Here is a 26,257-nt window from a genome sequence, read left to right on the forward strand (position 1 = left end):
ATCCCGCTCCCACCGAGCGTTCAGGTAGATCCGTGCCGCCCTGGTCAAACGCGCGCCGCAGTAGCCCGCTCCGGCACGGCAGCCCCGCTCACGTCATCTCCTGACCAGGGATTCGACAGGCCCCGGGCTGCGATGATGGCCAGGTGAACGAGGGCTCAGCAGAACGGATGCCGGTCATCCTCGGCATTGACGACCTGCGCGCTTTGCCAAGGGCCACGCAGGTCGCCCGCACGAGCCTTGAGGGCATCCTGCTGCTTGAAGAAAATCGAGACCATGAGATCGACGAACTCTGGCTCGACCACGACCTGGGCGGCGACGACAGCATCATGCCGGTCGTGGCCCTGCTCGAAGAGGCAGCTTTCGACGGCCGGCCCTTCAACATCGGCATGATCTTCGTCCATAGCGCCAATCCGAGCGGCGCTGAGGTGATAGTCCGAGTCCTGAAGCGTTGGAACTACCGAGTCCGGCGGGCAACCGTCTAGAGTCCACGAGTCGCATGACCAGCACGGTTGTTGGGCCACCAGCAGTGTTTCAACAGTCCGTTGCCTAGGCGCCCCGAGAGCGAGTCGCTCTTACAGATGGCTCCGGCGGGGGCGCGGAGGCTCAGGTCAGCGCCCTTATCCGCTCGGTCCGGAGTGATCGTCCTGCTAGCGCCTCAATGATCCGCGAGGCCTCGATCCACCGCCCCGCCGTGCGGCTCATCGTGAACCGACTGAGTCGGCCAGGAGTTCCAAATAAACGAGTCCCGCCAACCTGGCAACCGGTACAGCCACATCGTGAACGTCTGGAATATCAGCCGAAGACTCCGACTAGAAGTCTGAAAATGAGTATCGGCATCGCCCTCCCGGTACTCGAGCCAGTATGCGCCGTCATCCTGAAGGTAGGCCTGCATGTAGTGCTCATCGTTCTCGGCATCAAGCCGCTCCACGATGACGAACCGATTGGCAGAGGTCAGGCCGCTCAGCAGCGCGCGGATATCCTCCGAGGTCGGCCCACCTATCACCTCACCGCGCTCATTCGATGCGCGTGCCCGCAGATCCACGAGGAGAAGGTAACAACTTCTGGCTTCCCGGACAGCCGGAGCGAGGATCGCCCAGCGTGTGGACGCGGGGTGAGGTGGAAGCCTGGTCATCCGCGAAGCTCCGCTACGACGACCGTCCGCGATCTGTAGCGCGATCCATGCATCCCCTTATCCAGCCGATGCGATACTCCTCGGTTGCCGTGGCGCTGGCCTTGTGGTGCGCTGGTCAACTCCATCCGCGCAGCCTCATGGCCCCGTCTCCACGCGTCAGATTTGCCGACATCTGAGACCGGCGCATCTGACGGAAGCAGAGCGGCGGTGGCGATGACGATCAGCAACGCACCGATGCTCCTATAACCCGGCACTCCTCGTAGTGATCGACCGCTGAAGCGCACGGGAGCATCGTAGGGCGTGTGCGCCTTCACCTCTGGTGCTTGGACCGCTTCCCGGTGGGGCGACGCCAGACGAACGACTCCGTGCCGCAGCCGTGCGGTGTTGGCGCCGATCCCTCCGGCTGCGCCGGTCGGGTGACCCACGGTGGGTGGCATCGGTTCGGGCCATCTGCCTGAGCTCACGGACGATGAAACGACTTACTAGACATGAATGAACCGCTGTGATCCGCTATTTCCCATTACATCAAGTTTGAAGCTCTTCTGCCATCCGAAAGGCGTCATCTCGACCTGGCAGGGGATGCTCTCCATGAGTCGATCACGCAGGGCGGCGATGGCCTGATGCGATTCTTCAATCGACGCTAGTGTATGTGATAGATGTGCGAAACCGTTGATTACGATGGACTTGGCATTGGTCTTGCGAAATACTCTGCGTACCGCCTTCGCCGCGTGGCGGACCTTTTTTGAGTCTCCAGGTTCAATCGTGACGAGAAGCAGCAGGCAATGGTCCCAATTGAGTGACGGCAGCGCCGTATTCTCGAGTTCGACGCTGGATTGCGTGGGATACTCCAAAACATATTCGGTGGCCCGGCATTCGAGGCATAGGATCTTCATTCGTGTACGCAGCCTAGATTTGTGGGAGGCGAAAATTGCTGGTTGATGGGTTCGTCGCGGGTGCCGTCATTGGTCCCGGCGCCAACGAACTAGGTCGGTGCGGCGCGAGTTGGCCGGGAGTATTTCGGATCTGGATGCGGATTGAACACGGTCAGGAGGGCGCCGACTACCTTTCGTTAGACGGCGTCGGGAAGGCGACACCGTCTACAAGATCTGGCCCGTTATGATAGCTCTCTGCGCTATCGTCCCGGGCCGCGTTGAGATCACAGGTATCGAAAGGATCGCGTCCTGATGAACAGCGACGCAACGGTCCCGGCCTGCAGTCACTGCGGCGACCAAATCATCCCGAGCCTGGTCTTTGGCAGAGTTGTCTGGGTGACGGCAAGTCCATTCAGCGCTTCTCTATGCCAGCTGAGGGCGATCGCAGGGAGGATGCAAGTGATTCGTGCATTACCACGTCGGCTGATATGCGGTCCAACTGAGCCTGGTCGGGGTCCGTGTCACGGTGACCCGAGGGCGCCGGAGTGTGGTCGTCGCCGGTTCATTCGGTAGCGGTCCGCACCTTGTTCGGGTGAGGACGCATGCGTTCGCTGGGCTGCCGGTGAAGTCAGCGATGAGCAACTAGAATCCGTACATGGATCTCAAAGACGCGTCGCGTATGGTCCTCATGGAATCCACCCCGCACACGGATCTGTGGAACGTCACTCAAGCCGTGTATGACGACTTCTCCGCTGGTCGCGAGGTCCCCTGCGTCGCGCTGACCGGCATGCTCACCGAAGCCAGCCGCAAAGGCGTCCTGCTCAGACTCAAGCAGAGGCACGGCGACGACGCGGTCAACGACATGATCACCGTGCTCGCCCATGAGGCGGACCGACAACGCACCCTCTCCGGGGACCTCCTGCCCTCAAGGCGGCGTTAGGCGCCTGGCCTGACAGGACGGGCCCTCGGTGAGGCGTTTCCGACTCTGGGATGGGGGCCACCGCCGGGCATCGGTGACGGGCGTGCCGCGTGGGCGGCACACCGGTCGATCACTCCGGACTGTCGCCGGCCGGCGGGGGCCCAGTCGGGCACGGAGCGCCGTCTCTACCACGGGACCGGTGTTCCGTCCCAGGAGAAGAACTCTCCGGAGGGGCCGTCGTCCGGTAGCAGCGCCAGTCGGACCGCGCCCGCCGCGGCCTCGGCCGGGTCGCCGCCGCTGGCAGCGGCCGTGGCGTTGAGGTCGGTCCGGCGCAGGCCGGGTGCGAGCGTGTTGACCTTTATGCCGTCATCGGCCAGGGCGTGGGCGTAGTACACGGTCAGCGCGTTCAGCGCCGCCTTGGACGACCGGTAGGCGGCGTAGGTGCCCCGATGCGGGAACTGCGACCCGGTGCCCCAGGTCAGCGATCCGGTACCGCTGGACACGTTCACGATCCGGGGGTGGGCGGACCGTCGCAGCGCCGGCAGGAAGGCGTTGGTCACCGCGACCACCCCGAAGACGTTCGTCTCGTAGATGCGGCGGAAGGTATCGATGTCCTCGTGGTCCGGTGTCTTGGCGTCGCCCGAGATGCCGGCATTGTTGACCAGGATGTCCAGCGCGTCGACCTGACGCGCGGCGTCCGCGATGCTCGCGGCGTCGGTCACGTCCAAGACGAGCGGCCGGGCGTCGCCGCCTATCTCCTCGACGGCGCGTTCTCCGCGCGCTGCGTCGCGCGAGCCGACGTAAACGGTGAGGCCCGCGTCCGCGAGCTGACGCGCGATCTCCTTGCCGATGCCCTTGTTGGCGCCGGTGACCAGCGCGATCGAGTTGTCCATGCGATCGAGGGTGCCTGGCGGCATTGCGGCCGATCCAGGGACAATCGATACCAGGAGAAGGGGACCAGGGAGGTACGCGATGGCCAGACGGGAACTGGCCCGTTTCCTGCGTGACCGGCGGGAAGGGCTGCACCCGGAGAACATCGGCCTGCCCGCGGGGCCCCGCCGCCGTACGCCGGGGCTGCGTCGTGAGGAGGTCGCCGACCTGGCCCGCATGTCGGTCGACTATTACGTCCGGTTGGAGCAGGCGCGTGGGCCGCGCCCGTCACCGCGGATCCTGGAGTCCCTGGCGGATGCGCTCCGGCTCGCGCCCGCCGAGCGAACGCACTTGTTCCGGCTGGCGGGCGTGGCCCCGGAGCCGCCCGCCGGACCGCCGCGGGAGGTCCGCCCGTACGTGGCGGGACTGCTGCACCGCATCCCGGAGACGGCGGTGGTCGTCACCGCGGCCACGTACGACGTGATCGCCTGGAACCCGCTCGCCGAAGCGCTGCTCGGTGACCTTCGCGCCCAGCCCAACCTTGCCCGGCGGCGTTTCCTGTTCCGCGATCAGGTGCTGACCACGGGCCATGAGGAGTTCGGGGAGTTCGCCGTGGCGCGGTTGCGGGCCGCCGCCGACCGGTATCCCCGTGATGCGGCCCTCGCCGCCCTGCTGGCCGAACTCAGCGCGGGCAGCGTGGAGTTCAACGAGATCTGGGCCACCAACCCGGTCCGCGCACCCGGCCACCGGACGAAGACCATGGTGCACCCCGAACTCGGCCGGCTGCGCATAAACTGCGACGTCCTCACGGTTCCGGACGACGACCAGCAGGTCGTGTTCATGACCGCCGACCGGGACACGCCGACCGCCCGCGCCCTGCGCCACCTGGCCGCCCAGGTCGCGGCGACGTTGTCGGTCAAGGCGTCGGCGGGCTGACCTCCCAGTCGGCTGTCCAAGAAGGGGATGCGTGTCAGGAACTGGGCCGGGGGCGTGCGTTGCGTAGTCGGATTCCGCTGAATTCCAGCGTGCTTTCGATGACTGCGTCCCAGAACTCCCAGAGGTTCTCGAGGACCCGGAGTTGTATGCCTGCGGCCTCGTGCAACTGCAGCAGGTCGCCCACCGGCTCGGGCGGCCCGAGCGGTTCGACCGGCTCAGTCGAGACGACCGCGTACGGTGTCGGTTCCCCGATCGGCCGGAACGATGAGGCGGGCAGTCGGTACGCGAACAGCCGTACGTCGAGCAGCCGGGTCACCCAGCCGTATTCGATCGCATGGACACGAGTGCCGCCGCCAGGGCCGATGATCCGCTCGCGGTCGGCGTCCGAGGTGCCGGGGCCGACCCATGTCATCGCCCGTGGGCAGTCGCGGGGGAACCAGTAGTCAGGGGCACGCGCGCCTTCATAGCGTCGATTCGAAGGCGGCGCCCGCTATCGGCGACGTACAGAATGCTCGGTAATCGTCGCGGCAGGTCAGGACGACCCTCGTGTACGGCCGCCAAATCGGCCTCTTTGCCGAGCAACCCGCCCACCAGCGCCAATGGCAGGTCGCCACGGTGTGACCCGGCCGGCCGCCTCCGTGCGCGTTGACAGCGTCGGTGGATCCGAACCCGGTCCGGAGAGCGCGAATCGTGGGCGAGGACGCGCGGCGTCACGACCAGAGGCCGTAGCCACAGATGCTGTCGCTGCCGGAGTATGGCGGTCATGGCGTGGTATTCGACGGTATTGCCGCTGGCCGGCGTGGCCCTTGGGTCGGCCGGCGCTCTGGTCGGCCAGTACCTCACGACCCGAGTCGATGTGCGCCGGGAGCGGCACGAGCAGTTGGCGGTGGAGCGGGCCGAGCGCAAGGAGGCGATCCTGAGTTTCCTGTCCGCCGCGCAGAGCGCGGAGCAGCTACTGGATCGCCGAGAACACCCTGCCTCGGGGCAGGACGACGGTGAGGTGTGGGATCAACTCCATGCCCTGTGGCTCACCAAGAAGGCATGTGAACTCGTGTGCTCGGCCGATGCCGCCCAGGCCGCCCACGACTACACGATCGCCCTACAAAGTCTGCTTCGCTCCGGGTCTCCCATGGAAGGGACGACGAGTAAGCGGGAGCTACGGCACGCGTTCATGGAAGCGGCCAGGGGAGAACTGGGCGTCGATGGTGGGCCTCTTCGGCGCGGCCCACGGCCACCGTCCACGGATCCGCATCGTTGAGGGGGCACCGCCCCTTTCCGTACGTTCCGGAACGGTGATGCTCCTTTTCTAGGCGGGCAGCGGTCTGGCCGACCCCACCAGGGGGATCAACGGGTGGGCTCGCCGGTCGGGCACCAGACGGCCAGCTCGCAGCCTCCCGGTTCGCGGAAGTGAAAGCGCCGGCCGCCGGGGAAGTCGAACGGCTCGACGGTGACGACTCCGCCGGCGGCCTCGATGGCCTGTCGCGCGGCTTCGAGATCGTCGGCGTGGATGGCCACCAAGGGCGCGGTCGGCTTCTCGCCCGAATCCGCCTGGAAGCCGAGGCCGACCCCTCCGCCGTGCACATCGACATAGTCGGGGCCGTACGAGGTGGTCGTCCAGCCGAACGCCTCCTCGAAGAATCGGCCGGACCCGGAAGCGGAGCCGGAGGGGAACTCGACGAAGTCGACCGTGTACATGCGCGGGACCATACGCGTCGCCACCGACAATGCGCCTCAGCGCGGTGGCCAGGGCCAGGACCCGCCCTGGATGATCGCCCGCGTCAGCTCCTCCGGGTCGAGCGCCTCGACCAGCCGCCACCCGGCCGGGGGCGGGAGCAATGCCCACCACGAGCCGGTGTACCGGCCGTACCAGAACACCACCCCCGGGAACCGCCTCCGCAGAATCGCGACGGCGTCCGCGTTCACGGACTCGTGCCCGGCCGATCGTCCCGCTTGTTCAGGTACGCCGCGATCCGGGTGGCAGCACCCGCCGGGTCGTCGACCGGGTGATGGTCCTGATCGTCGCGGCGCCACACGTACGACGCGCAGGATGCGTCGACCTCGATCCACACTTTCCGTCCGGTGAGCCCGCGACGCACCGACAGGGCGGGACGCGCGTCGCTCATGCCGACGCTGAGGCCGAGTTTCGCGAGCTCTCGGCATAGTTCGACCAGAATGGTGAGCTCTCCGGCTTTCTTCCGTTGCTTTTCCACGACTCAAAGGTCGAGCCGGAGAGACCGAACGTCCTATCACCCGGCGTTATCCCATGCCGGGATATAAGCTCCGCGGTAACCGGCATATCGCGGACCAAGGTGGTGGATCTTGAAGGCGATGACGATCCCTCCATCGCTGTGGAATCGAGCCGACGTCACCGCTGCCGTAAGTCGTCGCGATATCGGGCAATTGTTCCGTCTCGTAAGGCAATATGCGGGGGCAAGTCAGACGCAACTCGCGATCGCGTGCGGTATGACCCAGGGCAAGATCAGCGAATACATGAAGCAGGGCGGTCGGCAGGTGCTGGCCCTGGAGGTGTTCGAGCGCATCGCCGACGGCCTGGGCATGCCGGACGACGCGCGCATGACCCTCGGCCTCGCCCCGCGATCCTTCGCCCAGAGCCGGGATTCCTCCGGGTGGTTGGCTGATCCGTCACTTTTGGGTTCACTTGGGGGGAGTCCGTACGCGAGCGACGAGGATGGTGAGTCCGTGCAGAGGCGTACATTTCACCGTCTTGCGACGGCAGGTCTGTTCGAAGCCGTTCTCGGTGACGCGACGCCCGGTAACGCACCACTGGGCGGTGTCGATGCCTTCGCCGCCGTCCTGGCCGGCACTCCCGATGTCCTCGGTGGCCTTCCCGACCCGGCTCGCACGGACCTGAGCGTCCTCCGCGCTTCCGTCGCCTCGGCGAAGCGCGCGTACCAGGGATGTAGCTACTCGACCGTCACCGAGAGCCTCCCCGGCCTCCTCGCCGCTGTTCGGACGGCGTGTGACGTCTTAACCGGTGACGACCGTCTCCGGGCTCATGCATTGTCCGCCGAAGCGCACTACCTGGCGGCCAGCATTCTCCTTAAACTCGACAGCGAAGGGCTCGCCTGGCTAGCGGCCGACCGCAGCATGCAGTGTGCCCGCCGCAGCGAAGATCCCCTCACGGTGGCGGCGAGCGCACGAAACCTCACGCGTGTGCTGATGCGTGGTGGTCACTTCGGTGCGGCCAGTGCGGTGGCCGGTGCCTTCGCCGCTCGACTCGACCGGGACATCGGTAAGCACACGCCCGACTCGTTGTCGGTGTACGGAGCGCTGCTGCTCTGCGGCGCGGTAGCGGCTGGACGCCGCAACGACCGCGCCACTGTGGCGACGATGCTGAATGAGGCGGACGACGCCGCGCGCCGCCTCGGGGGAGATCACAACCATCGGTGGACCGCCTTCGGGCCGACCAATGTCCGGCTCCATCGCGTCAGCATTTCCGCGTGCCTCGGTGACGCGGGACAGGCGGTCGTGCAGGCCCGTTGCGTCGATCTCGACCGTGTCCCCATCACCGAGCGCAAGGCGGTGTTGCTGGTCGACACGTCTCGTGCTCTGCTGCAGTGGGGGAAGCATGAGAAGGCGTACGAGATCATGCGGGCCGCCGAGCGGCTCGCGCCGGAAGAGGTATCGGCGCGGCCCGCCGTACACCGTCTTCTCCGTGACCTCCACGCCGCGTCGCCGCCGACCGTCAGGAGGCGGGTGGGCGAGTTCGCCACGCAGATGGGAGTACGTCTGTGACCGAGGAGCGGCAGGCCCGGGTCCTCTCCATCGTCGTGTGCGGGGCCGGACCCGCCGGTGAGGTCGGCCGGCTGGTCGACCTGGCCCATGAGCGGGGCTGGGAGGTCCAGGTCATCGCGACACCGGCGGCGCTGGACTTCATCGACGCGGCCGAACTCGAGGCGCGGACGGGGCGGCCGGTCCGCAGCCGGTACCGGAAGCCGGGGGAGCCACGATCGGCCAAGGCCGACGCCGTCATCGTCGCCCCCGCCACATACAACACGATCAACAAGCTGGCGGCCGGGATCAGCGACACGTACGCTCTCGGCGTTCTGGCCGAAGCTCCGGGTCTCGGAGTGCCCGTCGTCGTGCTGCCCTTCGTGAATACCGCGCTGGCGGGACGTCGGGCGTTCCGCCGAAGCGTCGACGAGCTGCGGGCCGAAGGGATCCGCGTCCTGTTGGGGCCCGGATGGTTCGAGCCACACCCTCCCGGCACGGGCGGCGAGCGCATCGATCGTTTTCCCTGGCGGTCGGCGCTGCTGGCGGCCGAGGAGATGCTCGCCGGCGCGGCGGTCTGACTGCGACCAATGCCGGGCGGGCCGCCGTCCGAGCCACCGGCGCAGAACTAACCGGGCAGCTCCGCGGCGATCTGCGGGGTGAGCAGGTCCCGTATCTCGGTGTACGGCAAGGTGATCGCGTAGTAGGGGCATTCGCTGCCCGCGTGCGACCAGCTGAGGACCATTCCACCGGCCGTGAAGAACGGCGAGATACGCGGCGGCTGGGGCCGCGTCCCCGGTAGTTGAGGTGTGGTCTGGAAGAAGTCCCCGTGAAGCAGAGGTGAGCGGACGCACACGGTATGCAGGTCGGGCTGGGTCACGTGCGCGGACACCCGGTTCAGCAGCGTCGCGAGCCCGTCCCGGCGGAGCGTCTCGGGCCGGAACACGTCGGCGGCGGTCAACGCCTTCCCGGTGCGCAGGTCGACGTTGACGTTGATCCGGGGGAGTTGGTAGTCGAGGGGGGAGCAGTACACCGCCGGCAGCGCGTACTGGACCGATGCCAGACGCGGCCCATTGATCCCGATCTGGGGTTGTGAGCGCAGGATAGTCGGTTTCGTGCAGGGCGGATTGGCCTGCGCGTCCTGCTTCTGCATGAGGACTATGCCCCAGTCGAGCGGGGCGAACAGCGCCTGATCGATCTTGCGCTGAACGGCGGCGTTCCGGACGCCGTTCACGTGGGCGTAGCGCGCCTCTCGCAGGTCGAGGCCGGCGATGGACTGGTTGTAGGAGGCCAGCTCGATCCGTGCGGCGACAGGTTTCGGTTTCTTCGGCTTGTGCTGGGTCAGGACGATGGCGGCGGTCGTCGCCGAGCCCGCCACGACGACGCCGGTGGCGATGGCGCCCAGTTTCACCCCGGCGTTGCTCCCCAAGATCTTGGTGAGCGCACCCTTCCCCGTCGCCGCGCCGGCCTTGCCCGCCGCGGCACCGGCTCCGTGGCCCGCAGCGGCCCCGGCCGCGTGGCCGGCCGCACCGGGGGCCGTACCCGCCGCCAGAGCCGCGAACGGGAACAGCGCGGCGAGCCCGGCCGCGGCCTCGGCCAGCCGCCTCCAGCCGTTGGACTCCCACTGGGTCCCGTACTCGGCGGCGGCCGCGATCTCCAACTCCTCGGCGAACTCCAGCGCGCCCGGTGGCCGACCCGCCGGGTGTTTGGCCAGGCCGCGGTAGATCAGTGCCCGGACCGATGGTGGCGCCTGACCGGCGGGGATCTCGCCGCTCGTGTGCTGTGCGCGGTAGGCCTCGGTCGTGTCGCCCGGGTACGGCTTGCGACCCGTCACGCATTCGAAGAACACGCAGGTGGCGGCGTACACGTCGGTGGAGGGCGAGGCGGGTTCCCCGGCCCACTGCTCCGGTGCCATGTACGCCGGGGTGCCGACGATCTGACCCGCCACGCCGGAGCGCAGTGCGATGCCGAAGTCGATCAGCTTGCTCTGGCCGTCACTCTCGACCATGACGTTGGCGGGCTTGTAGTCACGGTGGACGACGCCCACGTCGTGCGCGGCCCCCAGGCCGAGCAGTGATCCCTTCAGCACCGCCAGCGCGGCCTCCGGCTCCAGCGTGCCGCGCTCGCTGAGCAGCGCCCTGAGCGACACCCCGTCGATCGCCTCCATGACGATCGCCGCACCCTGCGGTTCCTCGACGTACTCGAAGAGGCGCACCACGTACGGGTCGTCGAGACCGCGCAGGATCTGCGCTTCCGCCCGGAACTCCGCGCGGAAGCGTTCGTCCGGGGCGGTGAGGTACTTGACGGCGACATGGGTGCCCGAAGCCTCGTGCCGTGCGAGCACGACGCGGCCGAAACCTCCCCGTCCCAGCTCCCGGAGGGTGGTGTATCCGTGAAGTGACCATTCGTCCACGGATTGATGATGTTCGACTCGACGTCGCGCCGTGCGGAAATCGAGAAATCCGGGGTGCCGCGAGCCGTGCTCCCGCAGGGAACAGTCCGAGTTCTTGTGCCTTCGGGCTGATCTCCGGGACGGGCGGCCGCGACGGCCGCGGATGTCCGTCGAAAGTCGTGCAACCTTCTCTGCGGCTCATGCGTACTCAAGGGCCACAGAACACCTGCGGGAGGAGACAGAGTTCTTGTGCGCTGACCGTCCCTCGGCCTGGAGAACCTCCGCGCTCGTATGGCCGACCCGATGTCGATCTCTACTCCTCCCCACTCGCTGACCCAAGGAGACAGCACTGTGCGCTTGATGAAGCTGACCACGTTCGCGGCGGTCGCCGGTGCGCTCGCGACGCCGCTGGCCCTGGCCGCGCCCGCCTCCGCGACGACCGGCACCGGCTCGGCCTATGGCGTCACCGCCCAGGGGCTGGTCGCCATCCCCCAGACGCCGGCCGTCACCGCCACCGCCGACAAGAGCCTGATCCACCTGCCGGCCAACCCCCTCATCGACGTCAAGATCCTGCACGTCACCGCCAAACCCGCCTACGCCCGCGCCAGCGTCACCGACCTGAGCGTCGCCAAGGCCGCCCTCACCGCCCACCTCGTCACCGCCACCTGCAAGAACGGCAACGGCGTCTCCCACCTGGCCGACGCCCAGATCGCCGGCCACCGCCTCGCCGTCGACGCCGCGCCCAACAGCGCGATCAGCGTCCCCGTCCAAGGCCTGGGCGCCGTCGCCGTCACCCTCAACAAACAGGTCAACAACCCCGACGGCAGCCTCACCGTCACCGCCATCGAAGTCCGCCTCGCAAACGCCCAGACCATCAGCATCTCCTCGGCCACCTGCAACGCAGCCGACACGCCCACCCAGCCCCCGGGCCCGACCCCGCCGCCCGGCCAGCCCACCGGTAAGCCGATCCCGTCACCGACCGGCCCGACCACACCCCCCAGCCAGGCGCCCAAGCCCACCCCCGTGCCCAGCAACCTGCCCGTCACCGGCTGAGCCCGGCGACAGTCCGGCCTCGTGAGGGGACCAGTGCACGGGTCCTCTCGCGGGGCGGGAACGGTCCTCGGCCTACGCCGGCGATTCGCGATCGCGGCCGGCGTGCGGCCCGGAACGCCAGGGACCTCCTCGTCCTCATGGATGACGACGAGGAGGTCCATGTTTTGAACTAAGTGCAATGCACTGGTGGTGTGGCCTATCGTGAGGGCATGCCGCGCGACACTCTCACCCGGGAACAGATCGTCCAGACCGCCATCCAGCTGCTCGACGAAGAGGGCTTGGACGGGCTCAACATGCGCGGCCTGGGCAAGCGGCTCGGCGCCGTCGCGACCGCGGTCTACTGGCACGTCAAGAACAAGGACGACCTCATCGTGCTCGCCGCCGACCAGGTCTGGGGCGAGATCGAGCTGCCCGACCTGGCCACGGTCGACTGGCGGAGCGCGGCCACGCGGATGGCGACCGGCCTGCATGCGATGTTCAGCAGGCACCCCTGGCTCGTCCAGGCGTTCGGCTCGTACCTGTTCTACGGAGAGGGCAAGGCCCGCTACGACGAGCACTGTCTCGCCGTCTACGAGGCGGGCGGCTTCGACGACGCGGCGGCCGACCGGGCCGCGGCCACCGTCTTCACCTTCGTGCTCGGCAACGTGCTCGGCACTTCCGCCATGGTCTCGCTGACCAGGCGGCTGAGCCGCAACGGAAAGAACGCCGAGGAGGCCATCGCCGACACCATGACCAAGGCGACCGAGGTCGCCATGCGGTTCCCGCGCCTGCGCGCCCGCCTGGACGCCCCGATCGCCACCGAGTACGCCGGGGCGCCGGAACAGACCTTCGAGTACGGCCTCCGGGTCCTTCTCGACGGCCTGGAGGCCGAACGCGCCGCCAGCGCGACACCGGCCGCTGAGCGGGTCTGACGGAACACGCACCGTCACCGGCGATCCGGTCCTAAGTTGGGTCGATGATTGCTTCGTACTTCGCGTTTCCGCAGGCCGGCGTTGATGATCGTGACCCCCACCCAAAGAGGAGCGAGTAAGCGCGTGCGTCGGGGTGGTCAGTCGGCGGGGATCGCGTAGCCCGGGATGGACGGCCAGCGGACGGTCATGACGACCGACTCCTCCTCCGCGTACCAGGAGTGGTCGACGCCGTGGCCCCACACGATGTAGTCGCCCTGCTCGGTCAGGACCACGTCCAGGCCGGGAAGCTCCACGTGGAACCGGCCGCTGATCAGGACGAGCAGGGCGGTGCGCTTCTCCTCGGTCGCCCACCGCGCGCGCCGGTCGCCGCGCGGGTGCACACCCCACTTGATCTCGACGTCGTCGCTGTGACGGATGTCGCCGACCGGCTTGAAATGGCCGAGGAGCCAGCCCAGGTCACCGGCAGCGTCCACGGCGGCGTTCCCCACGTACACGTTCTCCACCACGAGGCGCGACGGTAGCAGCGTGCCGGGTCGCCCCCGACAGGCCCCTCAGAGGTCGACGCTCGTCGCCGCGGGAGCGGGGCACTGGCGCAGGCCGGACACGGTCAGGAGCGTCCCGGTCCCCTGCGGCGCATCAACACGCCCTTCTCAGGGGTGTCGAAGTCCCAGGCCACCGGCTCCCACCCGCGGGTCTCCAGCGTCTCGACGCATTCGAGCAGAAGCGGCAGGGTCCCGCGCAGAGGTCCACGCGCCATGCCGCGGGCGGGCACGACGACGAAGACGTACCGATGCGGGCAGTCGTCGAGCAGGGTGGGGTCGTTGGCGAGGTCCTCGCCCACGATGTACCGCTGCTCGAGCAGCCGGCGCTGCTGCTGCTCGAGCAGTCGGCGCTGCTTCTCCGAGTACACGATGGGCCTCCTGGAAGGGGACGCGGTCGGGGCGCGATGGTCACCCCGACGCGGAGGGGTCACCGGTGCTCGCGGCGATCAGGTCGGCGCGCAGGTTCTGTGCCGCCTCGGCGGGATCCTTCTGGTCGAGGGCGGTGAATGCGGCGGCCGCGCGCTCCACGGCGGCGACGGCCTCGTCGAACCGCTCCAGGGCGCCGAGGATCCGTGCCTCGTCGAAGTCGATGAGAGCCGTCTCCCAGGTCAGGGCGGCCGGTTCGTCGCCGGGCAGGGCGGCCAGCCCGGCCCGCGCGGAGGCCATGACCGCCAGGCCATCCTCGGCCCTGCCGCTCCACATCACGCACAGAGCCTGGCGTCGTCGTGCCTGGAGGGTCCCATACGGATCGCCGGCCGCCAGGGAGGCCTCGGCGGCGGCGGCGAAGCGTTCGGCGGCGGTCGCGTCCTTGTCGAGGTCGCTGAGCAGGTCGCCGGCCTGAAGGAGGAGGCGTGCGGCCATGGCCGGCTGCTCGGCGCGTTCCTCCTCGGCGAGGCGGGTGAAGGCCTCGGCGGCGGCATCGACCTCGCCGAGTTCACGCTGGGCGTTGGCGAGCAGGTAGCGGGTCCGGCGCAGGGCGTCGGTGTCGCCGTGCGCCTCGAACACCGGCAGCGCCTCCTCGGCGGTCTCGGCCGCCTCGAGGTGCCGGCCGGTCTCGAGGTAGGCGACGCACAGGTCCTGACGCGCGTAGGCGGCCTGGTAGTGGGAGCCCTCGGCGGTGAAGCCCGCGACCGCCTCGATCAGATCCTCGGCGGCCTGGCCGGCGTCCCCGCGGGCCAGCAGGCGCTCCCCTCGGACGGCGTACGCGGCGGAGCGCAGCGCCGGCATGTCGGCCGGAGCGTTGGTGACGGCCTCGGTCAGCAGCCCGTCCGCCTCGGCGTGCTCCTCCTCCGTCTCGCTCGCGGCCAGCCGCCGGCCGAGCAGGAGGGCCGCCTCGGCGAGGGCCGCGCGCTGACCGCTCCGCCGGTACCCGCCGACGGCGCGCCGGAGCGCGGCGGTGACCTCCGCGTCACGCCCGGCGGATGCCAGGACGCGGACGCGGGTCATCTCCAGGTCGGCGAGCTCGTCGGGATCCTCCGGCGGCGACGCGCCGTCGAGCAGGGCGAGCGCCTCGTCGGTGCGGCCGACCTCGCCGTACGCCGCGGCCAGCCGCCCCCGGGCCGCCAGCCGCCGCCGGGGCTTCGCCTCGTGCGTGTCGAGCCACGCGAAGGCGGCCTCCAGCAGGGGCAGGCCCGCGTCCGCCTGGCCGATCTGGCAGAGCACCGCGGCGAACCTGCTGGTCGCCGCCTGGGCGCACTCCTCGTCACCGCCCCGCGCGTACAGCTCGGCGGACCGCCGCCAGACGTCCGTCGCGCCCTGCGGGTCTCCCGCGAGGAGGCGTTCGAGGCCTTCGCCGTCGACCCGCCGGCCCTGCTGGACGAGGGACAGTTCGCCCCCGATCGCGTCGACGCGCCGCCAGGCGGCGAGTGCCGCGGCGGACTCGCGTCGCCTCCAGTGCTCTTCGGCCAGGTCGAGTAGCCGGTCGACGTCGTCAACGGCCGCGAGATCGGCCTGGGGGGCCGGGGCGGGCGGCGGCGCCGGGGTGCGACGCGCGTACGGGGTGAGCGGTAGGTGGTCGACGAGCGGTTCCGCGTCGAGCACCTCCCGGATGAGCCGGCCCTGCTCGGGCGTGCCGTTGCGGGCGTCGAACCGGGCGGCGACGTCGAGGGCGTGCCGGGTGAGGTCCGCGTGCAGTTCGGCGGCGGGGACCTCGGCGGCGGCCCGGTCGCCGTGCGCGGGCCGGCGTACGGACACGTCCCCGTGGCCGATCTCCGTCAGCCGCCGCAGCAGGAGCGCGGCCGTGGCGGCGAACCGCATGCCCTCGTGCGGGGTCGGCGCGCGGTCGAGCCAGCCGAGGTGGCGTTCCAGCAGTTCGAGGCCGCGGGCCTCGTTGCCGGTGCGCGCGCAGAACTCCAGGTGTACGGCGATCCCCCACAGCTCGGCCAGCCGGTCGCGCTGGGCCCGGTAGGCGCGGCGGTGCGCGTCCGCCGCCGCCTCGAGGCGGCCGGTGCGGACGAATACGGGGAGCAGTTCGGTGAGGATCGTCTGGGGCTGTTCGTCGCAGCCGAGCTCGCCCCGCAGCAGCGGCTCGGCGAGCGCCACGGCGTCCTCGTCCCGGCCGCGCGCGGCCAGGTAGGCGACCTTCATGCTGGGGTCGCAGCCCTCGCAGTCCGACAGCCGCGTGCGAGGGGCCGCGTGCCACCGGGTGTACCACTCCTCGGCGGCCTCCGCCCCGTGCACGTGCTGGGTGACCACCGTGCGGCACATGTGCACCGGCTGCAGCCCCCCGTCGGCGAGCCGGTAGCGGCGCTCCATGTCGTCCAGGACCGCCAGTGTGCGGTCCAAGGGGATCTCGGGGAACTTCGTCAGCCCGGTGACGGTCGACTTGAACCCCCAGTACAGGAGGTGCTCCTCGCCGAGGTCGGGGTTCCGGTCGAAGTCGCTGAGGCAGCGTACGAAGACGGCGAACGCCTTGGCGCGCTCGCCGCTCTGGACGTACTCCGTGCGCAGGTGGTTGCGGAGCCGGTACGCCAGGCGTTCGTCGGCGGCGGCCTCGGCCTGCCGCAGCGCCTCCTCGACCATGATGGTCCGCGCCTGGCCGTACGGCAGCTCGCCGGCGCGGCTCATCAGCTCATAGGCCTGCTCGACGGTCACTCGTCCTCCTTCGTCGGAGGAGTGACCGAGGTGCTGTGCTTATCGGTTCTCTCGCTTCGCTCGGTCACTTGTCCTCCTTCGTCGGAGGAGTGACCGAGGTGCTGTGCTTATCGGTTCTCTCGCTTCGCTCGGTCACTTGTCCTCCTTCGTCGGAGGAGTGACCGAGGTGCTGTGCGGGGTGACCGAGGCAGTCACTTGTCCTCCGGGGCGGGGTCGTGGACGGCCCAGTCGAGCAGGCCGAGGAAGGACCGGTTGAGCACGGCGGTGTCGGCGGCCCGCAGGGGGTGGTGGCCGAGCAGGAGCGCCTGGCCGTACAGGGCCTGGACCGCGAGCTCGATGAGGCCGGTCTCGGTCAGTGCGGTGATGCGACGGGCCAGCGGGTTGCGGTGGTTGAGGACCAGCTGCGGGCGGTCGCTCACGGACGCCGTGCCCTCCAGCGCGCCGAGTACGTCGGACCACAGGGCGTCGGCGGACTCGCGTGCCTCGCGCAGCTCGGCCTGGTGACGGGCGGCCCGGCTGGTCATGTACAGGGCGGGCAGCGACGCCGGGTCGAAGTCGCGGACGACGACCTCGCAGCCGAGCGAGTCGACCGCCCGCTGCGCGACGGCCAGGAAAGGGCGCAGCGCCAGCTCGGTCTCCGGGTCGATCACACCGAAGTGAGAGGTCAGCTCCGAGGCGTCCAGCGGCGGCAGGACCGCGTCGGGGTCGATGGCCGGCAGCCGTTCGATGATCTCTGTGTCATAGACGTAGCCGCCGTTGACCAGCGCGACGCCCTGCGCACCGGAGACGGCCGCCAGGCGCCGGAACTCGTCCAGGTCCGCGGTGTAGCGGCCACCCTGGTGCCGGGTGCGGAACTCCGCCAGGGTCATCGGACCGGCGGACGTCTCGAACTCCAGCCACCGGTCGACGATCCGCAGCATGTCGTCGTCGCGCAGGGCCATCGCCTTGACGCCCAGGTGGTGCAGGCGCAGGAAGGCGCGCAGCCGGGCCGGGTCGGTCTCCGACAGCCGCATGAGCCACTGCCGGACCTGCCGGCCGAGCGCGTCGCGGGTGGCGTCGAGCAGCTCGTCCTCGTACAGCGCCTCGCGTCCGGCCGTCGGGCGCAGCTCGCCGGCGTCCACGACGCAGCGTACGAAGAACGCCCAGTCGGGGAGCAGCCCTTCGACGCCCTCGGCCAGCAGCATCCGCTTCAGGTACACGCGGTGCGCGCCCCGCGCGGTCGGGGCGACCGGCTGCGGGAGGACGAACGCGACGCCGGTCAGCCCGGCCTCGGGGACGTCCAGGTCGATCACGTCGAACGGCGCGAACCCGAACTGCCGGCGGCAGTACTCGTCGAGCGCCGCGCGGCGGCGGCCCGGATCGGGGTATGCCGCCCGCCAGGGCAGGCCGTCACCGGTGATCCGCCGCCCGTCGACCGTCAGATCGACGGGCAGCAGCTCGCCGTACGTCTCGGCCAGTTCGGTGACGGTCGCGGGGGTGAGCCAGTCGCTCGCCCCGCGCCGGGGCCGCAGGCTCACGGTGGTGCCCGGCTCGTCGCGCGTGCCGGGTTCGACGCGGTAGCGGCCGTCGGCGAAGCCGGTCCACCGCACGGCGTCTCCTCCACGGGCGGAGCGGGTGACGACGGTGATCTCGTCGGCGACGAGGAACGCCGACAGCAGGCCGATGCCGAACTGGCCGAGGAAGTCGTGGCGGGCGAGCCCGAGCTCGTCGCGCTTCGAGGAGCGGCCGATGGTCGCCAGCAGCTCGTGGACCTCGGCCTCGGTCAGGCCGATCCCGCTGTCGTGCACCCGGAGCTCGTCTCCGGTCTCGATCCGGATCCGCCCCGGCCCGTCGCCGCGCGCGGTGATGGCGTCGACGCCGTTCTGCAGGAGCTCCCGCAGGTACACGCGGGGGCTGGAGTAGAGGTGTCTGCTCAACAGATCGACGACGCCGCGCAGATCGACTTGGAATGCCTGGTCCACCCCGTTGACCTCTCATCGGTCGGCATTGCTGCTGATCACCCTAACGGCGACCTATCCGACACGCGTTCCAATATCCCGAGAAGGGCGTAGGGGAGGGTGTCAGTCGACGAGGGGCGGGTAGGGGAAGCCTGGCCCTTCAGGGGCGTCCCGGGGGGAGGGGACGGACGATGGGAGAGCCGTACGAGGGCGAGGACCGGCAGCGGGGTAGCGCCGACGATTCCAGCGAGGCGGACGCCGCTCGGCGCCCGGCCGGCGTGACCACCGCCACCGACGAAGAAGAGGACCCGGACAGCGGTCCCAGCACCGGACCGGCCCATCCGGAGGACTTCAGCCCGGACGACTTCGAGTGAACGACGGCCCTGGCCGATCGAACCGGCGGACACGCCGGACCGACCCTACGGCCGCAACGGCACCGTACGGGAAACGGCGGGCTGCGTCGGTACGGATCGCAGTCGGCGGGCGGTGAGCGGCGGGTGGGTCCAGCCGCTCTCTGCTGTGAAACCCGATCGGCCAGTCGGCCCGTGATCTCCGCTGACCCGTGAGGCCCGCTCTTGTCTGCGGCTCGGCTCGCCACCCTCTGCCTGCCGTCATTCCCCGCAGACCGCAGGCGATGCGCGTAGCAGGGGTTCGCTCTGTCGGCAATAGGACTGCCGTATCAGTTTAATCGGGACCCGAGGCTCATTTTCCGCGCCTATCTCGGGTGTTATTTTCTGCGGAACATCCCCCGCCGAAAGCGAAGGGTCCCGCCTTGAGTTTCAAGAATGTTACGGCAGGTGCGGCGGCCGTGGGCGCCTCCATGATCGGTGTCCTGCTCGTGTCCGCCCCGGCGCAGGCCAGCACGTATCCGCCGCTCGGAATGAAGACCCTGAGCCGGCCGTACTCGAAGAGCTTCTGCCATAATTCCAAGGAATTGAAGCGGGGGATCACCGAGAAGCTTTCGGGGACGGTCCGGTACAAGCGGAACGCGTACAAGTTCAACCGAGGGATCCGCGTTCGCTTCTATGACCCGACGCTCGTGAATCCCACGATCACCGTCACGACCACGAACAAGTGCGGAAAGGGCGCCAAGGCGGCCAAGGTCGACCACGCCGACCTCACCCAGAAGTGGTACGACTGGAAGTGTCAGACCACGGTGGCGGTGTTCGTCGGCTACCCCTGGGCTGTCGGGGTCAGCGGCACCTACAAGTGCGGTAAGACGAAGGCCGCGGACCGGAACACCGGCCCTTACGGCAAGGGCTCCCACTACACGCAGTACAACTCCGGTGCGCCCGTGCGCTGGTCCTGGGGCAGTGATGGCAAGGGCATCACGAAGGGCGGCAAGATCTGCCTGCACGCCGACGCCGCCGCGACCGTGTACATCCGCAACAGGTCCGACATGGCCAGCCAGGCGCTCGATGTCTGCGTGACGGCGTCGTGGGGCTCGAAGTGATTCACCGCGTCATCGTCGCCGCGACCGCGGTCGCCGTGGGCGCGCTCATCGCGCCCACGCCCGCGCTGGCCTCGGCCTATCCGCCGCTCGGCAAGAAGACCTTGAGTCACTCCTACTCCACCGGCTACTGCTTCACCTCCAAGCAGCTGAAGAGGTCGTTCGTCGTGCGGCTGTCGGGGCGCGTGCAGTACCAGCGGAACGCATACAAGTTCAACAAGGGGATCCGGGTGCGGTTCCACGACCCGACCCTGATCAATCCGAAGATCGACGTGAAGGTCGCCACCAAGTGCGACAAGGGCGCCAAGAAGGCCACGGTCAGCCGGACCAGGCTCGACCAGCGCTGGTACGACTGGAAGTGCAACCGGAAGGTCGGCATCACGATCGGCGTCGACCACGAGGGCAAGTGGGGCGTCAGCGTCAACACGACCAAACGCTGCGGAAGCACCACGGCCGCCGACCGGGCGACGCGCTACGGCCGGGGGTCGCACTACGAGCAGTTCAACAGCGGCGCCCCGGTCAAGTGGCACTGGGGCAGCGACGGGAAGGGGATCGACAAGGGCGGGAAGATCTGCCTGAACGCCGACGCCGGAATCACGGCGTACGTCGGCAACACGTCCGACACGGCGAACGAGCCGCTGTCGGTGTGCGTCCCAGCGTCGTACGCGTAGAAGTGAGCCGATCCGAGCCCGGGACACCGGCGGTCAGCCGGTGGTCCCGGGTTCGTCCGCGGGCGACCCTACGGTAACTTCGCCTCCGGGGCAGGGGCGACGCGGTCCTGTCCCCGGTGCAGGCGTCGTCACCCGGGAGCTGCCCATGAACCGGCCCGTACGAATCGCGAACTGCTCCGGCTTCTACGGCGACCGGCTCTCCGCTCTCGCCGAGATGGTGCGCGGCGGCCCGGTCGACGTCGTCACGGGCGACTACCTCGCCGAGGTCACCATGCTCGTGCTGGCCAAGAACCGCATGAAGAAGCCCACCGGCGGGTACGCCGCGAGCTTCCTGCGCCAGCTCAAGCCGGTGGCCGCCGAGATCGCCGAGCGCGGCATCAGGGTCGTCGTCAACGCGGGCGGCCTCGACCCGGCGGGCCTGGCGCGGGACACCCGCGCGCTGCTGGCCGAGGCCGGGGTGGACCTGACGGTCGCGCACGTCGAAGGCGACGACCTGTCCTCCCGGCTGACCGGGCCGGCGGCCCAGGGCCACGACCTGTCCCACCTCGACACCGGCGAGCCGTTCACGAGCTGGGGGCACGAGCCGCTCACCGCGAACGCGTACCTCGGCGGGTTCGGCATCGCCGCGGCCCTCGTCGGCGGGGCCGACATCGTGATCACCGGCCGGGTCGCCGACGCGTCCCTGGTGACGGGCGCCGCCGCCTGGTGGTGGGGCTGGTCGCCGGCCGACCACGACGCCCTCGCCGGGGCCGTCGTCGCCGGGCACGTGATCGAGTGCGGCGCACAGGCCACGGGCGGTAACTTCTCCGGCTTCACCGGCATCGCCGACCTGCGCCACCCCGGCTTCCCGATCGCGGAGGTCGACCGCGACGGGACGAGCGTCATCACCAAGCACGAGGGCACCGGCGGGGCGGTCACGGTCGACACCGTCACGGCCCAGCTGCTGTACGAGATCGGCGCGCCGGGCTACCTCAACCCGGACGTCGTCGCCCGGCTAGACACCGTCCGCCTCGATCGGGACGGGCCCGACCGCGTGCGCGTCACCGGCGCGGTGGGCCACGCGCCGCCGCCGACCACCAAGGTGGCCGTGACCGGGCTGGGCGGCTGGCGCAACAGCTGCACGTTCGTGCTGACGGGCCTCGACATCGACGCCAAGGCCGCACTCGTCGAACGGGCGGTGCACGCGCGGCTCGACGGCGACCCGCGTGTCACCGACCTGCGCTTCACCCGGATCGGCCGGCCCGCGACCGACCCGGCCGACCAGATGGCCGGGTCCAGCCTGCTGCACGTCGCCGTCGACGGCGACCAGCACGGCGCGGGCCGGGCGTTCTCCGCGATCTGCGTCGAGCTGGCCCTCTCCAGCTACCCGGGGATCTACGGCATGGGCGTGCCGTCGGCCGGCTCCCCGTACGGCGTCTACTGGCCGACGCTCATCCCCCAGCGGGTGCTCCGGCACACGGTCGTGCACCCCGACGGGCGGGAGGAGATCATCCCGGTCCCGGCGACCGCCGAACCCGTCGAGACGGCCGCCCCCGCCGACGACGTCCCGTACGACGCGGGGCCGACCGTCGAGGGGCCGCTCGGCCGTCTCGTCCACGCCCGCTCCGGTGACAAGGGCGGCAACGCCAACGTCGGCCTGTGGACCCGCGATCCGGAGGCCTGGCCGTGGCTCGCCGCCACGATGACCACCGACCGGCTCCAGGAGCTGCTGCCCGAGACGCGCGGGCTGACCGTCGACCGGTACGTCCTGCCGAACCTGCGCGCGGTCAACTTCGTCGTCCGTGGCCTGCTGGACGGCGGCGCGACCGAGGCACGCCGCTTCGACACCCAGGCCAAGGCGCTGGGCGAATGGCTGCGCGCCCGGCACGTACCCCTCCCGGAGCGGCTCCTGCGTTGAGCGCGGGCACCGGGTGCGTACGGCGGCGGTGACGAGGGCGCCTACTCGTACGGGTCGTGCGGGGCGGGCACCTCGGTGAAACTGGTGGCGCGCAGTTCGGGGACGCCGTCGGCGGAGCGCTGGAACGTGCCCGTCAGGGTCACCCACTGATCGCGGACGGGCGGGTTCCCGGTCGTGCCCGTGACGTGCACGACGGCCGCGACGGCGTCGGCAGCGCAGCAGGCGATCTGGTAGCGCGCGATGCGGAAGCCGGTCGGGTCGTTCGCCGGGGTGACGAACCCGGTCAGGCGTACGGGGGTCGCGCCGAAGCTGGCGCCGCCGTGATCGGCGGCGCGGTCGTCGAACTCCAGCAGTGTCATCGGCATCGTGCGCCCGGCGGGGAGCGGGTCGAAGGTCCGTCCGCCGGAGCTGACGTCGACCGCGGCGCTGCGGCCGACGCCGAAGCTGCCCAGCGCGGGCGGCGTGACGAGCAGCAGCGCCAGGACGGGCCCGAGCAGCAGCCACCCGGCCCGATCGCCGTGGGCGTGGTCGTGCCCGCGGGTGTCTCCCGTCTTCGGCCCGAATCCCAGCGCGCGGGCGACGCCGACGAGGCCGAGGCAGACGAGGAGGATCCCGGCGGCCAGCAGCACGCCGCCCATCCCGGTGCGCACGTACTTCGCGTACGCGCCGGTCAGCGCGAGGCGCACCATCATCGCCCCGACGAGCAGGACCGTCGTCGCGCGGGCGTCCTCCGTCACAGCAGCCACCACCCGACGAGGCCGGCGCACGTGACCGCCACCGCGAACGTCGCCAGCGAGAACCGCCACGCGAACCGGGTGCCGAACGTCCCCGCCTGCAGAGCGAACAGCTTGACGTCCACCATCGGCCCGACCACGAGGAACGCCAGGCGGGCGGTGAGGGAGAACTGCTTCAGCCCGGCGGCGACGAAGGCGTCCGCCTCCGAGCAGAGGGCCACCACGACGGCCAGGACGCCGAGGGCGAGCAGCGAGAGCGGACCGGTCCCGGCGACGGAGTCCACGATGCGCCGGGGCACCAGGGTCTGGAGGGTGGCGGCCGTGCCGGCCCCGATGACGAGGAAGCCGCCGGCCTGGAGGAAGTCGTGCTGGGCGGTGGCCAGGAAGACGGTGAGCCGGGGACCGTCCTCCGTACGGTGCGAACGCTGTGGCGTGATCAGGTCGTCGCGGCCCAGCACGATCCACAGCAGCCCCATGGCGACGGACGCGGCCAGGCTCGCCACGAAGCGGGCGACGACCATCGCGGGCCGACCGGGGAACGCGACCGCCGTCGAGACCAGGACCACCGGGTTGATGGCCGGCGCCGACAGCAGGAAGGCGAACGCCGCCGCTGGGGTCACGCCGATGGAGACGAGCCGCGCGGCGACCGGGACGGACCCGCACTCGCAGCCGGGCAGCGCCGCTCCGGCCACCGCGGCGGCGGGCACCGCGAGCGCGGGGCGCTTGGGCAGCAGCCGGGCGATCAGTCCGGGCGGGACGAACGCCGCGATCGTCGCGCTGACGGCGACGCCGAGGACGAGGAACGGCAGGGCCTGGATCGTGATCGCGACGAAGACGGTCGCCCAGTTGGCGATGGCGGGGTGGCCGAGCAGCCCGGTCAGCACCGGCCGCAGGAGCACGGCGGCGACGATCAGCACGGTGACGAGCGGAAGTCCGGCCCCGCGCGGACGGCGGCCGGGCGCGGCCGCGTCAGCGGCGGGAGGGGCCTCCGGAGAGGAGGCGGGGGTCGGCACACCCGGCAATCTACTCATCGCCGCAAAACGGTCACAAGACGAGATCACGCCATGAAAACGAATTAACCCGGCGGCTTCCCGGCCGACACCCGATCATGGCAACGTACGGCCCGTATCAGCGTCCACCGCCGACTACGGCGTGGTCCCCGGCTCCTCGGAGAAATCCTTGATCCCTGCCTTCCTGCGTTCCCGCGCTGCCCGTGCGGGACTGATCGCCGTCGCGCTGGGCGCGGTGGCCGCCGCGCCGCTGGCCGTCACCGGCTCCCAGCCGGCCGGCGCGGTCACCATCGCCGGCGCCCGTACGCTCTCCGACAAGGTCACGGTCGACTGGGCGGGCAAGCACCGGCCCGGCCGCACGACCGACGTCCACCTTCTCGCCTGGAACGACTTCCACGGCAACCTCGAACCCGCCGGCCTGAACATCTACGGCAAGTACGCGGGCGGAGCGGCCTACCTCGCCAAGGCGGTGCGCGACAAGCAGGCGGAGTACGGCGCCCGCGAGGCGACCGTGATGGCCGGTGACAACATCGGCGCGAGCCCCCTCGTCAACGGGCTCTTCAACGAGGAACCGGCCACGATCATGGCCAACCTCATGAACGTCGACTTCTCCTCGGTCGGCAACCACGAGTTCGACAAGGGCAAGACGGAGCTGCAGCGCGTCCAGAACGGCGGCTGCGCACCCACCGGCTGCAAGGGCGCGCCGTACGACGTGAAGCGCCACGGCCGGTGGACGACGACGAACACCTACCCGGGCGCCGACTTCCAGTACCTGTCCGCCAACGTGACGGACAAGGCGACCGGCAAGACGCTGTTCCCCGCGTACGGGATCAAGCGGTTCCCCGCCGTCGGCGGACGGTCCGTCCGGGTCGGCTTCATCGGTGAGGTGCTGCAGGCGACGCCGACGATCGTCACGCCGACCGGCGTCGCCGGGCTGGACTTCACCGACGAGGCGGAGGCCGCCAACCGCGCCGTCAAGCAGCTCGCCCGCCAGGGCGTGCACGTCCCGGTGCTCGTGATCCACCAGGGCGGGTTCCAGACCGGCACGCTGACCGCGCCGAACGGCTGCGCCGGCAACCTCGCCGGCAGCGACATCGAGGCCATCGCCAAGAAGCTCGACCCCTCGATCAAGGTCATCGTGTCCGGCCACACGCACGCGGAGTACCGCTGCACGATCACGATCAACGGCGTCACGCGCCTCATCACCAGCGCCGCGTCGTACGGCCGCATCCTCAGCGACATCAAGCTCACGGTCGACGACCGGACCGGCACGCTCGTCTCCGCCGACGCCGCCAACTCGGTCGTGGAGAACGCCCTCAACGCCCCCGGCCCCGGCGTGACCCGCAAGGACGACCCCTCCAAGGCCGACCCGGCCGTGGCCAAGGTCGTCAAGCAGTACGTCGACGCGTCCGCGCCGCTGGCCAACAAGATCGTCGGCAAGATCCAGGGCGACCTGACCCGCGACGCGACGCCCCTCGGGGAGACCACGCTCGGCAATGTGATCGCCGACGCGCAGCTCGCCGCGACCTCCGACGCGAGCAAGGGCGGCGCGCAGCTCGCGCTGATGAACCCCGGCGGCGTCCGCGCCGACCTGAAGACCGGCGACATCGCGGGCAGCGAAGCGCCCGGCGAGGTCACCTACGGCGAGGCGTTCACGGTGCAGCCGTTCGGCAACAGCCTCGTCACCAAGACGATGACCGGGGACATGCTCCGGCGCACCCTGGAGCAGCAGTTCGCCGGCTGCGGCGGCCAGAGCACCCAGAAGATCCTGCAGATCTCCAAGACGCTCACCTACCAGTCGAACCCGTCCGCCGCGACCTGCGCCGGCAAGATCGGTGAGATCAAGGTGAACGGCACGACGGTCACCCCGACCACGAGTTTCCGCGTCACGATGAACAACTTCCTCGCGGCCGGCGGCGACGGGTTCACCGTCTTCAACGAGGGCACCGAGCCGCTCGGTGGCGCCCAGGACATCGACGCCTTCGTCGACTACCTCGGCGCCGCCGGCACCACCGGCCTCACCGTCCCGGCAAGGGACCGCATCACCGCGCTGTCCTGACGCGATCGCCCGGCCGAATCCGTCGTGCAGGCCCACCACGGTGGGCC

The 26,257-nt window shown here is 70.0% G+C and carries 26 protein-coding genes and 1 pseudogene; 13 read left to right on the plus strand and 14 right to left on the minus strand.

Annotated elements, in window-relative coordinates:
- Positions 1-143 precede the first annotated feature (143 nt).
- Positions 144-482, plus strand: coding sequence for a cyclic-phosphate processing receiver domain-containing protein (locus NE236_RS34930; RefSeq protein WP_252846511.1), 339 nt, complete (start codon positions 144-146; stop codon positions 480-482).
- Positions 483-655: 173 nt separating this feature from the next.
- On the opposite strand, the gene NE236_RS34935 is transcribed toward NE236_RS34930, so the two are convergent.
- Positions 656-1,042 carry a hypothetical protein gene (locus NE236_RS34935; protein ID WP_252846512.1) on the minus strand — a complete coding sequence of 129 codons (387 nt, stop codon included), beginning with the start codon at positions 1,040-1,042 and terminating at the stop codon, positions 656-658.
- Between the two features lie 572 nt (positions 1,043-1,614).
- Positions 1,615-2,025, minus strand: coding sequence for a threonyl-tRNA synthetase editing domain-containing protein (locus NE236_RS34940; protein ID WP_252846513.1), 411 nt, complete (start codon positions 2,023-2,025; stop codon positions 1,615-1,617).
- Positions 2,026-2,659: 634 nt separating this feature from the next.
- On the opposite strand from NE236_RS34940, the gene NE236_RS34945 reads away from it, so the two are divergent.
- Positions 2,660-2,944: a hypothetical protein gene (locus tag NE236_RS34945; RefSeq protein ID WP_252846514.1), complete on the plus strand. Its 285-nt coding sequence runs from the start codon at positions 2,660-2,662 to the stop codon at positions 2,942-2,944.
- A 164-nt stretch (positions 2,945-3,108) separates the two neighbouring features.
- On the opposite strand, the gene NE236_RS34950 is transcribed toward NE236_RS34945, so the two are convergent.
- The gene (locus NE236_RS34950; RefSeq protein ID WP_252846515.1) at positions 3,109-3,816 is read right to left on the minus strand and encodes an SDR family oxidoreductase; all 708 of its coding nucleotides are present in this window, start codon (positions 3,814-3,816) and stop codon (positions 3,109-3,111) included.
- Positions 3,817-3,895: 79 nt separating this feature from the next.
- Here NE236_RS34950 and NE236_RS34955 point away from each other — a divergent pair, with 79 nt between their 5' ends.
- Entirely contained in the window at positions 3,896-4,729 is an 834-nt protein-coding gene (locus NE236_RS34955; protein ID WP_252846516.1) for a helix-turn-helix transcriptional regulator, read from the plus strand.
- Positions 4,730-4,763: 34 nt separating this feature from the next.
- On the opposite strand, the pseudogene NE236_RS34960 reads toward NE236_RS34955, so the two are convergent.
- Positions 4,764-5,174 (minus strand): annotated as a pseudogene (locus NE236_RS34960) (DUF6886 family protein); the annotation flags it as partial.
- A 318-nt stretch (positions 5,175-5,492) separates the two neighbouring features.
- On the opposite strand from NE236_RS34960, the gene NE236_RS34965 reads away from it, so the two are divergent.
- On the plus strand, positions 5,493-5,987 hold the full coding sequence (locus tag NE236_RS34965) for a hypothetical protein (RefSeq protein ID WP_252846518.1): 495 nt from the start codon (positions 5,493-5,495) through the stop codon (positions 5,985-5,987).
- An 86-nt stretch (positions 5,988-6,073) separates the two neighbouring features.
- Here NE236_RS34965 and NE236_RS34970 read toward each other — a convergent pair whose 3' ends face one another.
- From NE236_RS34970 to NE236_RS34980, 3 genes are read right to left on the minus strand one after another with little or no spacing between them, the layout of a single operon-like run.
- A complete protein-coding gene (locus tag NE236_RS34970; protein WP_252846519.1) occupies positions 6,074-6,424 on the minus strand; it encodes a VOC family protein in 351 nt (116 codons plus the stop codon).
- Positions 6,425-6,460: 36 nt separating this feature from the next.
- Positions 6,461-6,652, minus strand: coding sequence for a hypothetical protein (locus NE236_RS34975; RefSeq protein WP_252846520.1), 192 nt, complete (start codon positions 6,650-6,652; stop codon positions 6,461-6,463).
- Positions 6,649-6,939 carry a hypothetical protein gene (locus NE236_RS34980; RefSeq protein ID WP_252846521.1) on the minus strand — a complete coding sequence of 97 codons (291 nt, stop codon included), beginning with the start codon at positions 6,937-6,939 and terminating at the stop codon, positions 6,649-6,651. Before NE236_RS34980 ends, NE236_RS34975 begins: the two co-directional genes overlap by 4 nt.
- A 118-nt stretch (positions 6,940-7,057) precedes the next feature.
- Here NE236_RS34980 and NE236_RS34985 point away from each other — a divergent pair, with 118 nt between their 5' ends.
- Positions 7,058-8,485: a helix-turn-helix domain-containing protein gene (locus NE236_RS34985; RefSeq protein WP_252846540.1), complete on the plus strand. Its 1,428-nt coding sequence runs from the start codon at positions 7,058-7,060 to the stop codon at positions 8,483-8,485.
- Positions 8,482-9,042, plus strand: coding sequence for a flavoprotein (locus tag NE236_RS34990; protein ID WP_252846522.1), 561 nt, complete (start codon positions 8,482-8,484; stop codon positions 9,040-9,042). Before NE236_RS34985 ends, NE236_RS34990 begins: the two co-directional genes overlap by 4 nt.
- A 47-nt stretch (positions 9,043-9,089) precedes the next feature.
- Here the strand turns inward: NE236_RS34990 and NE236_RS34995 are convergent, their stop codons facing one another.
- The gene (locus NE236_RS34995) at positions 9,090-10,874 is read right to left on the minus strand and encodes a serine/threonine-protein kinase (protein ID WP_252846523.1); all 1,785 of its coding nucleotides are present in this window, start codon (positions 10,872-10,874) and stop codon (positions 9,090-9,092) included.
- 339 nt (positions 10,875-11,213) lie between these two features.
- On the opposite strand from NE236_RS34995, the gene NE236_RS35000 reads away from it, so the two are divergent.
- Positions 11,214-11,906 carry a choice-of-anchor P family protein gene (locus NE236_RS35000; protein WP_252846524.1) on the plus strand — a complete coding sequence of 231 codons (693 nt, stop codon included), beginning with the start codon at positions 11,214-11,216 and terminating at the stop codon, positions 11,904-11,906.
- A gap of 209 nt (positions 11,907-12,115) precedes the next feature.
- On the plus strand, positions 12,116-12,817 hold the full coding sequence (locus NE236_RS35005; RefSeq protein ID WP_252846525.1) for a TetR/AcrR family transcriptional regulator: 702 nt from the start codon (positions 12,116-12,118) through the stop codon (positions 12,815-12,817).
- Between the two features lie 137 nt (positions 12,818-12,954).
- On the opposite strand, the gene NE236_RS35010 is transcribed toward NE236_RS35005, so the two are convergent.
- From NE236_RS35010 to NE236_RS35025, 4 genes are all read right to left on the minus strand, one after another.
- Positions 12,955-13,320, minus strand: coding sequence for a cupin domain-containing protein (locus NE236_RS35010; RefSeq protein ID WP_372494483.1), 366 nt, complete (start codon positions 13,318-13,320; stop codon positions 12,955-12,957).
- 104 nt (positions 13,321-13,424) lie between these two features.
- Positions 13,425-13,727: a hypothetical protein gene (locus tag NE236_RS35015; protein WP_252846527.1), complete on the minus strand. Its 303-nt coding sequence runs from the start codon at positions 13,725-13,727 to the stop codon at positions 13,425-13,427.
- 40 nt (positions 13,728-13,767) lie between these two features.
- Positions 13,768-16,452, minus strand: a complete 2,685-nt coding sequence (locus NE236_RS35020) for a hypothetical protein (protein WP_252846528.1) — start codon at positions 16,450-16,452, stop codon at positions 13,768-13,770.
- A gap of 191 nt (positions 16,453-16,643) precedes the next feature.
- Entirely contained in the window at positions 16,644-18,413 is a 1,770-nt protein-coding gene (locus NE236_RS35025; protein WP_252846529.1) for an HSP90 family protein, read from the minus strand.
- Between the two features lie 167 nt (positions 18,414-18,580).
- Here NE236_RS35025 and NE236_RS35030 point away from each other — a divergent pair, with 167 nt between their 5' ends.
- From NE236_RS35030 to NE236_RS35045, 4 genes are all read left to right on the plus strand, one after another.
- Positions 18,581-18,763: an RNA-protein complex protein Nop10 gene (locus NE236_RS35030; RefSeq protein WP_252846530.1), complete on the plus strand. Its 183-nt coding sequence runs from the start codon at positions 18,581-18,583 to the stop codon at positions 18,761-18,763.
- A gap of 434 nt (positions 18,764-19,197) precedes the next feature.
- Positions 19,198-19,842, plus strand: a complete 645-nt coding sequence (locus tag NE236_RS35035; RefSeq protein WP_252846531.1) for a hypothetical protein — start codon at positions 19,198-19,200, stop codon at positions 19,840-19,842.
- Positions 19,827-20,510, plus strand: coding sequence for a hypothetical protein (locus tag NE236_RS35040; protein ID WP_252846532.1), 684 nt, complete (start codon positions 19,827-19,829; stop codon positions 20,508-20,510). The genes NE236_RS35035 and NE236_RS35040 overlap by 16 nt, the downstream gene beginning before the upstream one ends.
- 145 nt (positions 20,511-20,655) lie before the next feature.
- Positions 20,656-22,407 (plus strand): acyclic terpene utilization AtuA family protein, encoded by a 1,752-nt coding sequence (locus tag NE236_RS35045; RefSeq protein ID WP_252846533.1) that lies wholly within the window; start codon positions 20,656-20,658, stop codon positions 22,405-22,407.
- Between the two features lie 41 nt (positions 22,408-22,448).
- On the opposite strand, the gene NE236_RS35050 is transcribed toward NE236_RS35045, so the two are convergent.
- Positions 22,449-23,153, minus strand: a complete 705-nt coding sequence (locus tag NE236_RS35050; protein ID WP_252846534.1) for a TIGR03943 family putative permease subunit — start codon at positions 23,151-23,153, stop codon at positions 22,449-22,451.
- Positions 23,141-24,172 (minus strand): permease, encoded by a 1,032-nt coding sequence (locus NE236_RS35055; RefSeq protein WP_252846535.1) that lies wholly within the window; start codon positions 24,170-24,172, stop codon positions 23,141-23,143. Before NE236_RS35055 ends, NE236_RS35050 begins: the two co-directional genes overlap by 13 nt.
- 148 nt (positions 24,173-24,320) lie before the next feature.
- On the opposite strand from NE236_RS35055, the gene NE236_RS35060 reads away from it, so the two are divergent.
- Positions 24,321-26,210 carry a bifunctional metallophosphatase/5'-nucleotidase gene (locus NE236_RS35060; protein WP_252846536.1) on the plus strand — a complete coding sequence of 630 codons (1,890 nt, stop codon included), beginning with the start codon at positions 24,321-24,323 and terminating at the stop codon, positions 26,208-26,210.
- Positions 26,211-26,257 lie beyond the last annotated feature (47 nt).

This window comes from Actinoallomurus purpureus (assembly GCF_024055795.1).
Classification (GTDB): Bacteria; Actinomycetota; Actinomycetes; order Streptosporangiales; family Streptosporangiaceae; genus Actinoallomurus; species Actinoallomurus purpureus.

What these genes read in the sequence shown, in the direction of transcription:
- NE236_RS35005 (WP_252846525.1), top strand. Translation starts at nt 12,116, where the DNA reads ATGCCGCGCGACACTCTCACCCGGGAACAGATCGTCCAGACCGCCATC.
- NE236_RS34970 (WP_252846519.1), bottom strand. Translation starts at nt 6,424, where the DNA reads ATGTACACGGTCGACTTCGTCGAGTTCCCCTCCGGCTCCGCTTCCGGG.
- NE236_RS34955 (WP_252846516.1), top strand. Translation starts at nt 3,896, where the DNA reads ATGGCCAGACGGGAACTGGCCCGTTTCCTGCGTGACCGGCGGGAAGGG.
- NE236_RS35055 (WP_252846535.1), bottom strand. Translation starts at nt 24,172, where the DNA reads ATGAGTAGATTGCCGGGTGTGCCGACCCCCGCCTCCTCTCCGGAGGCC.
- NE236_RS34985 (WP_252846540.1), top strand. Translation starts at nt 7,058, where the DNA reads ATGACGATCCCTCCATCGCTGTGGAATCGAGCCGACGTCACCGCTGCC.
- NE236_RS35000 (WP_252846524.1), top strand. Translation starts at nt 11,214, where the DNA reads ATGAAGCTGACCACGTTCGCGGCGGTCGCCGGTGCGCTCGCGACGCCG.
- NE236_RS34945 (WP_252846514.1), top strand. Translation starts at nt 2,660, where the DNA reads ATGGATCTCAAAGACGCGTCGCGTATGGTCCTCATGGAATCCACCCCG.
- NE236_RS35030 (WP_252846530.1), top strand. Translation starts at nt 18,581, where the DNA reads ATGGGAGAGCCGTACGAGGGCGAGGACCGGCAGCGGGGTAGCGCCGAC.
- NE236_RS34950 (WP_252846515.1), bottom strand. Translation starts at nt 3,816, where the DNA reads ATGGACAACTCGATCGCGCTGGTCACCGGCGCCAACAAGGGCATCGGC.
- NE236_RS34965 (WP_252846518.1), top strand. Translation starts at nt 5,493, where the DNA reads ATGGCGTGGTATTCGACGGTATTGCCGCTGGCCGGCGTGGCCCTTGGG.
- NE236_RS35045 (WP_252846533.1), top strand. Translation starts at nt 20,656, where the DNA reads ATGAACCGGCCCGTACGAATCGCGAACTGCTCCGGCTTCTACGGCGAC.
- NE236_RS34940 (WP_252846513.1), bottom strand. Translation starts at nt 2,025, where the DNA reads ATGAAGATCCTATGCCTCGAATGCCGGGCCACCGAATATGTTTTGGAG.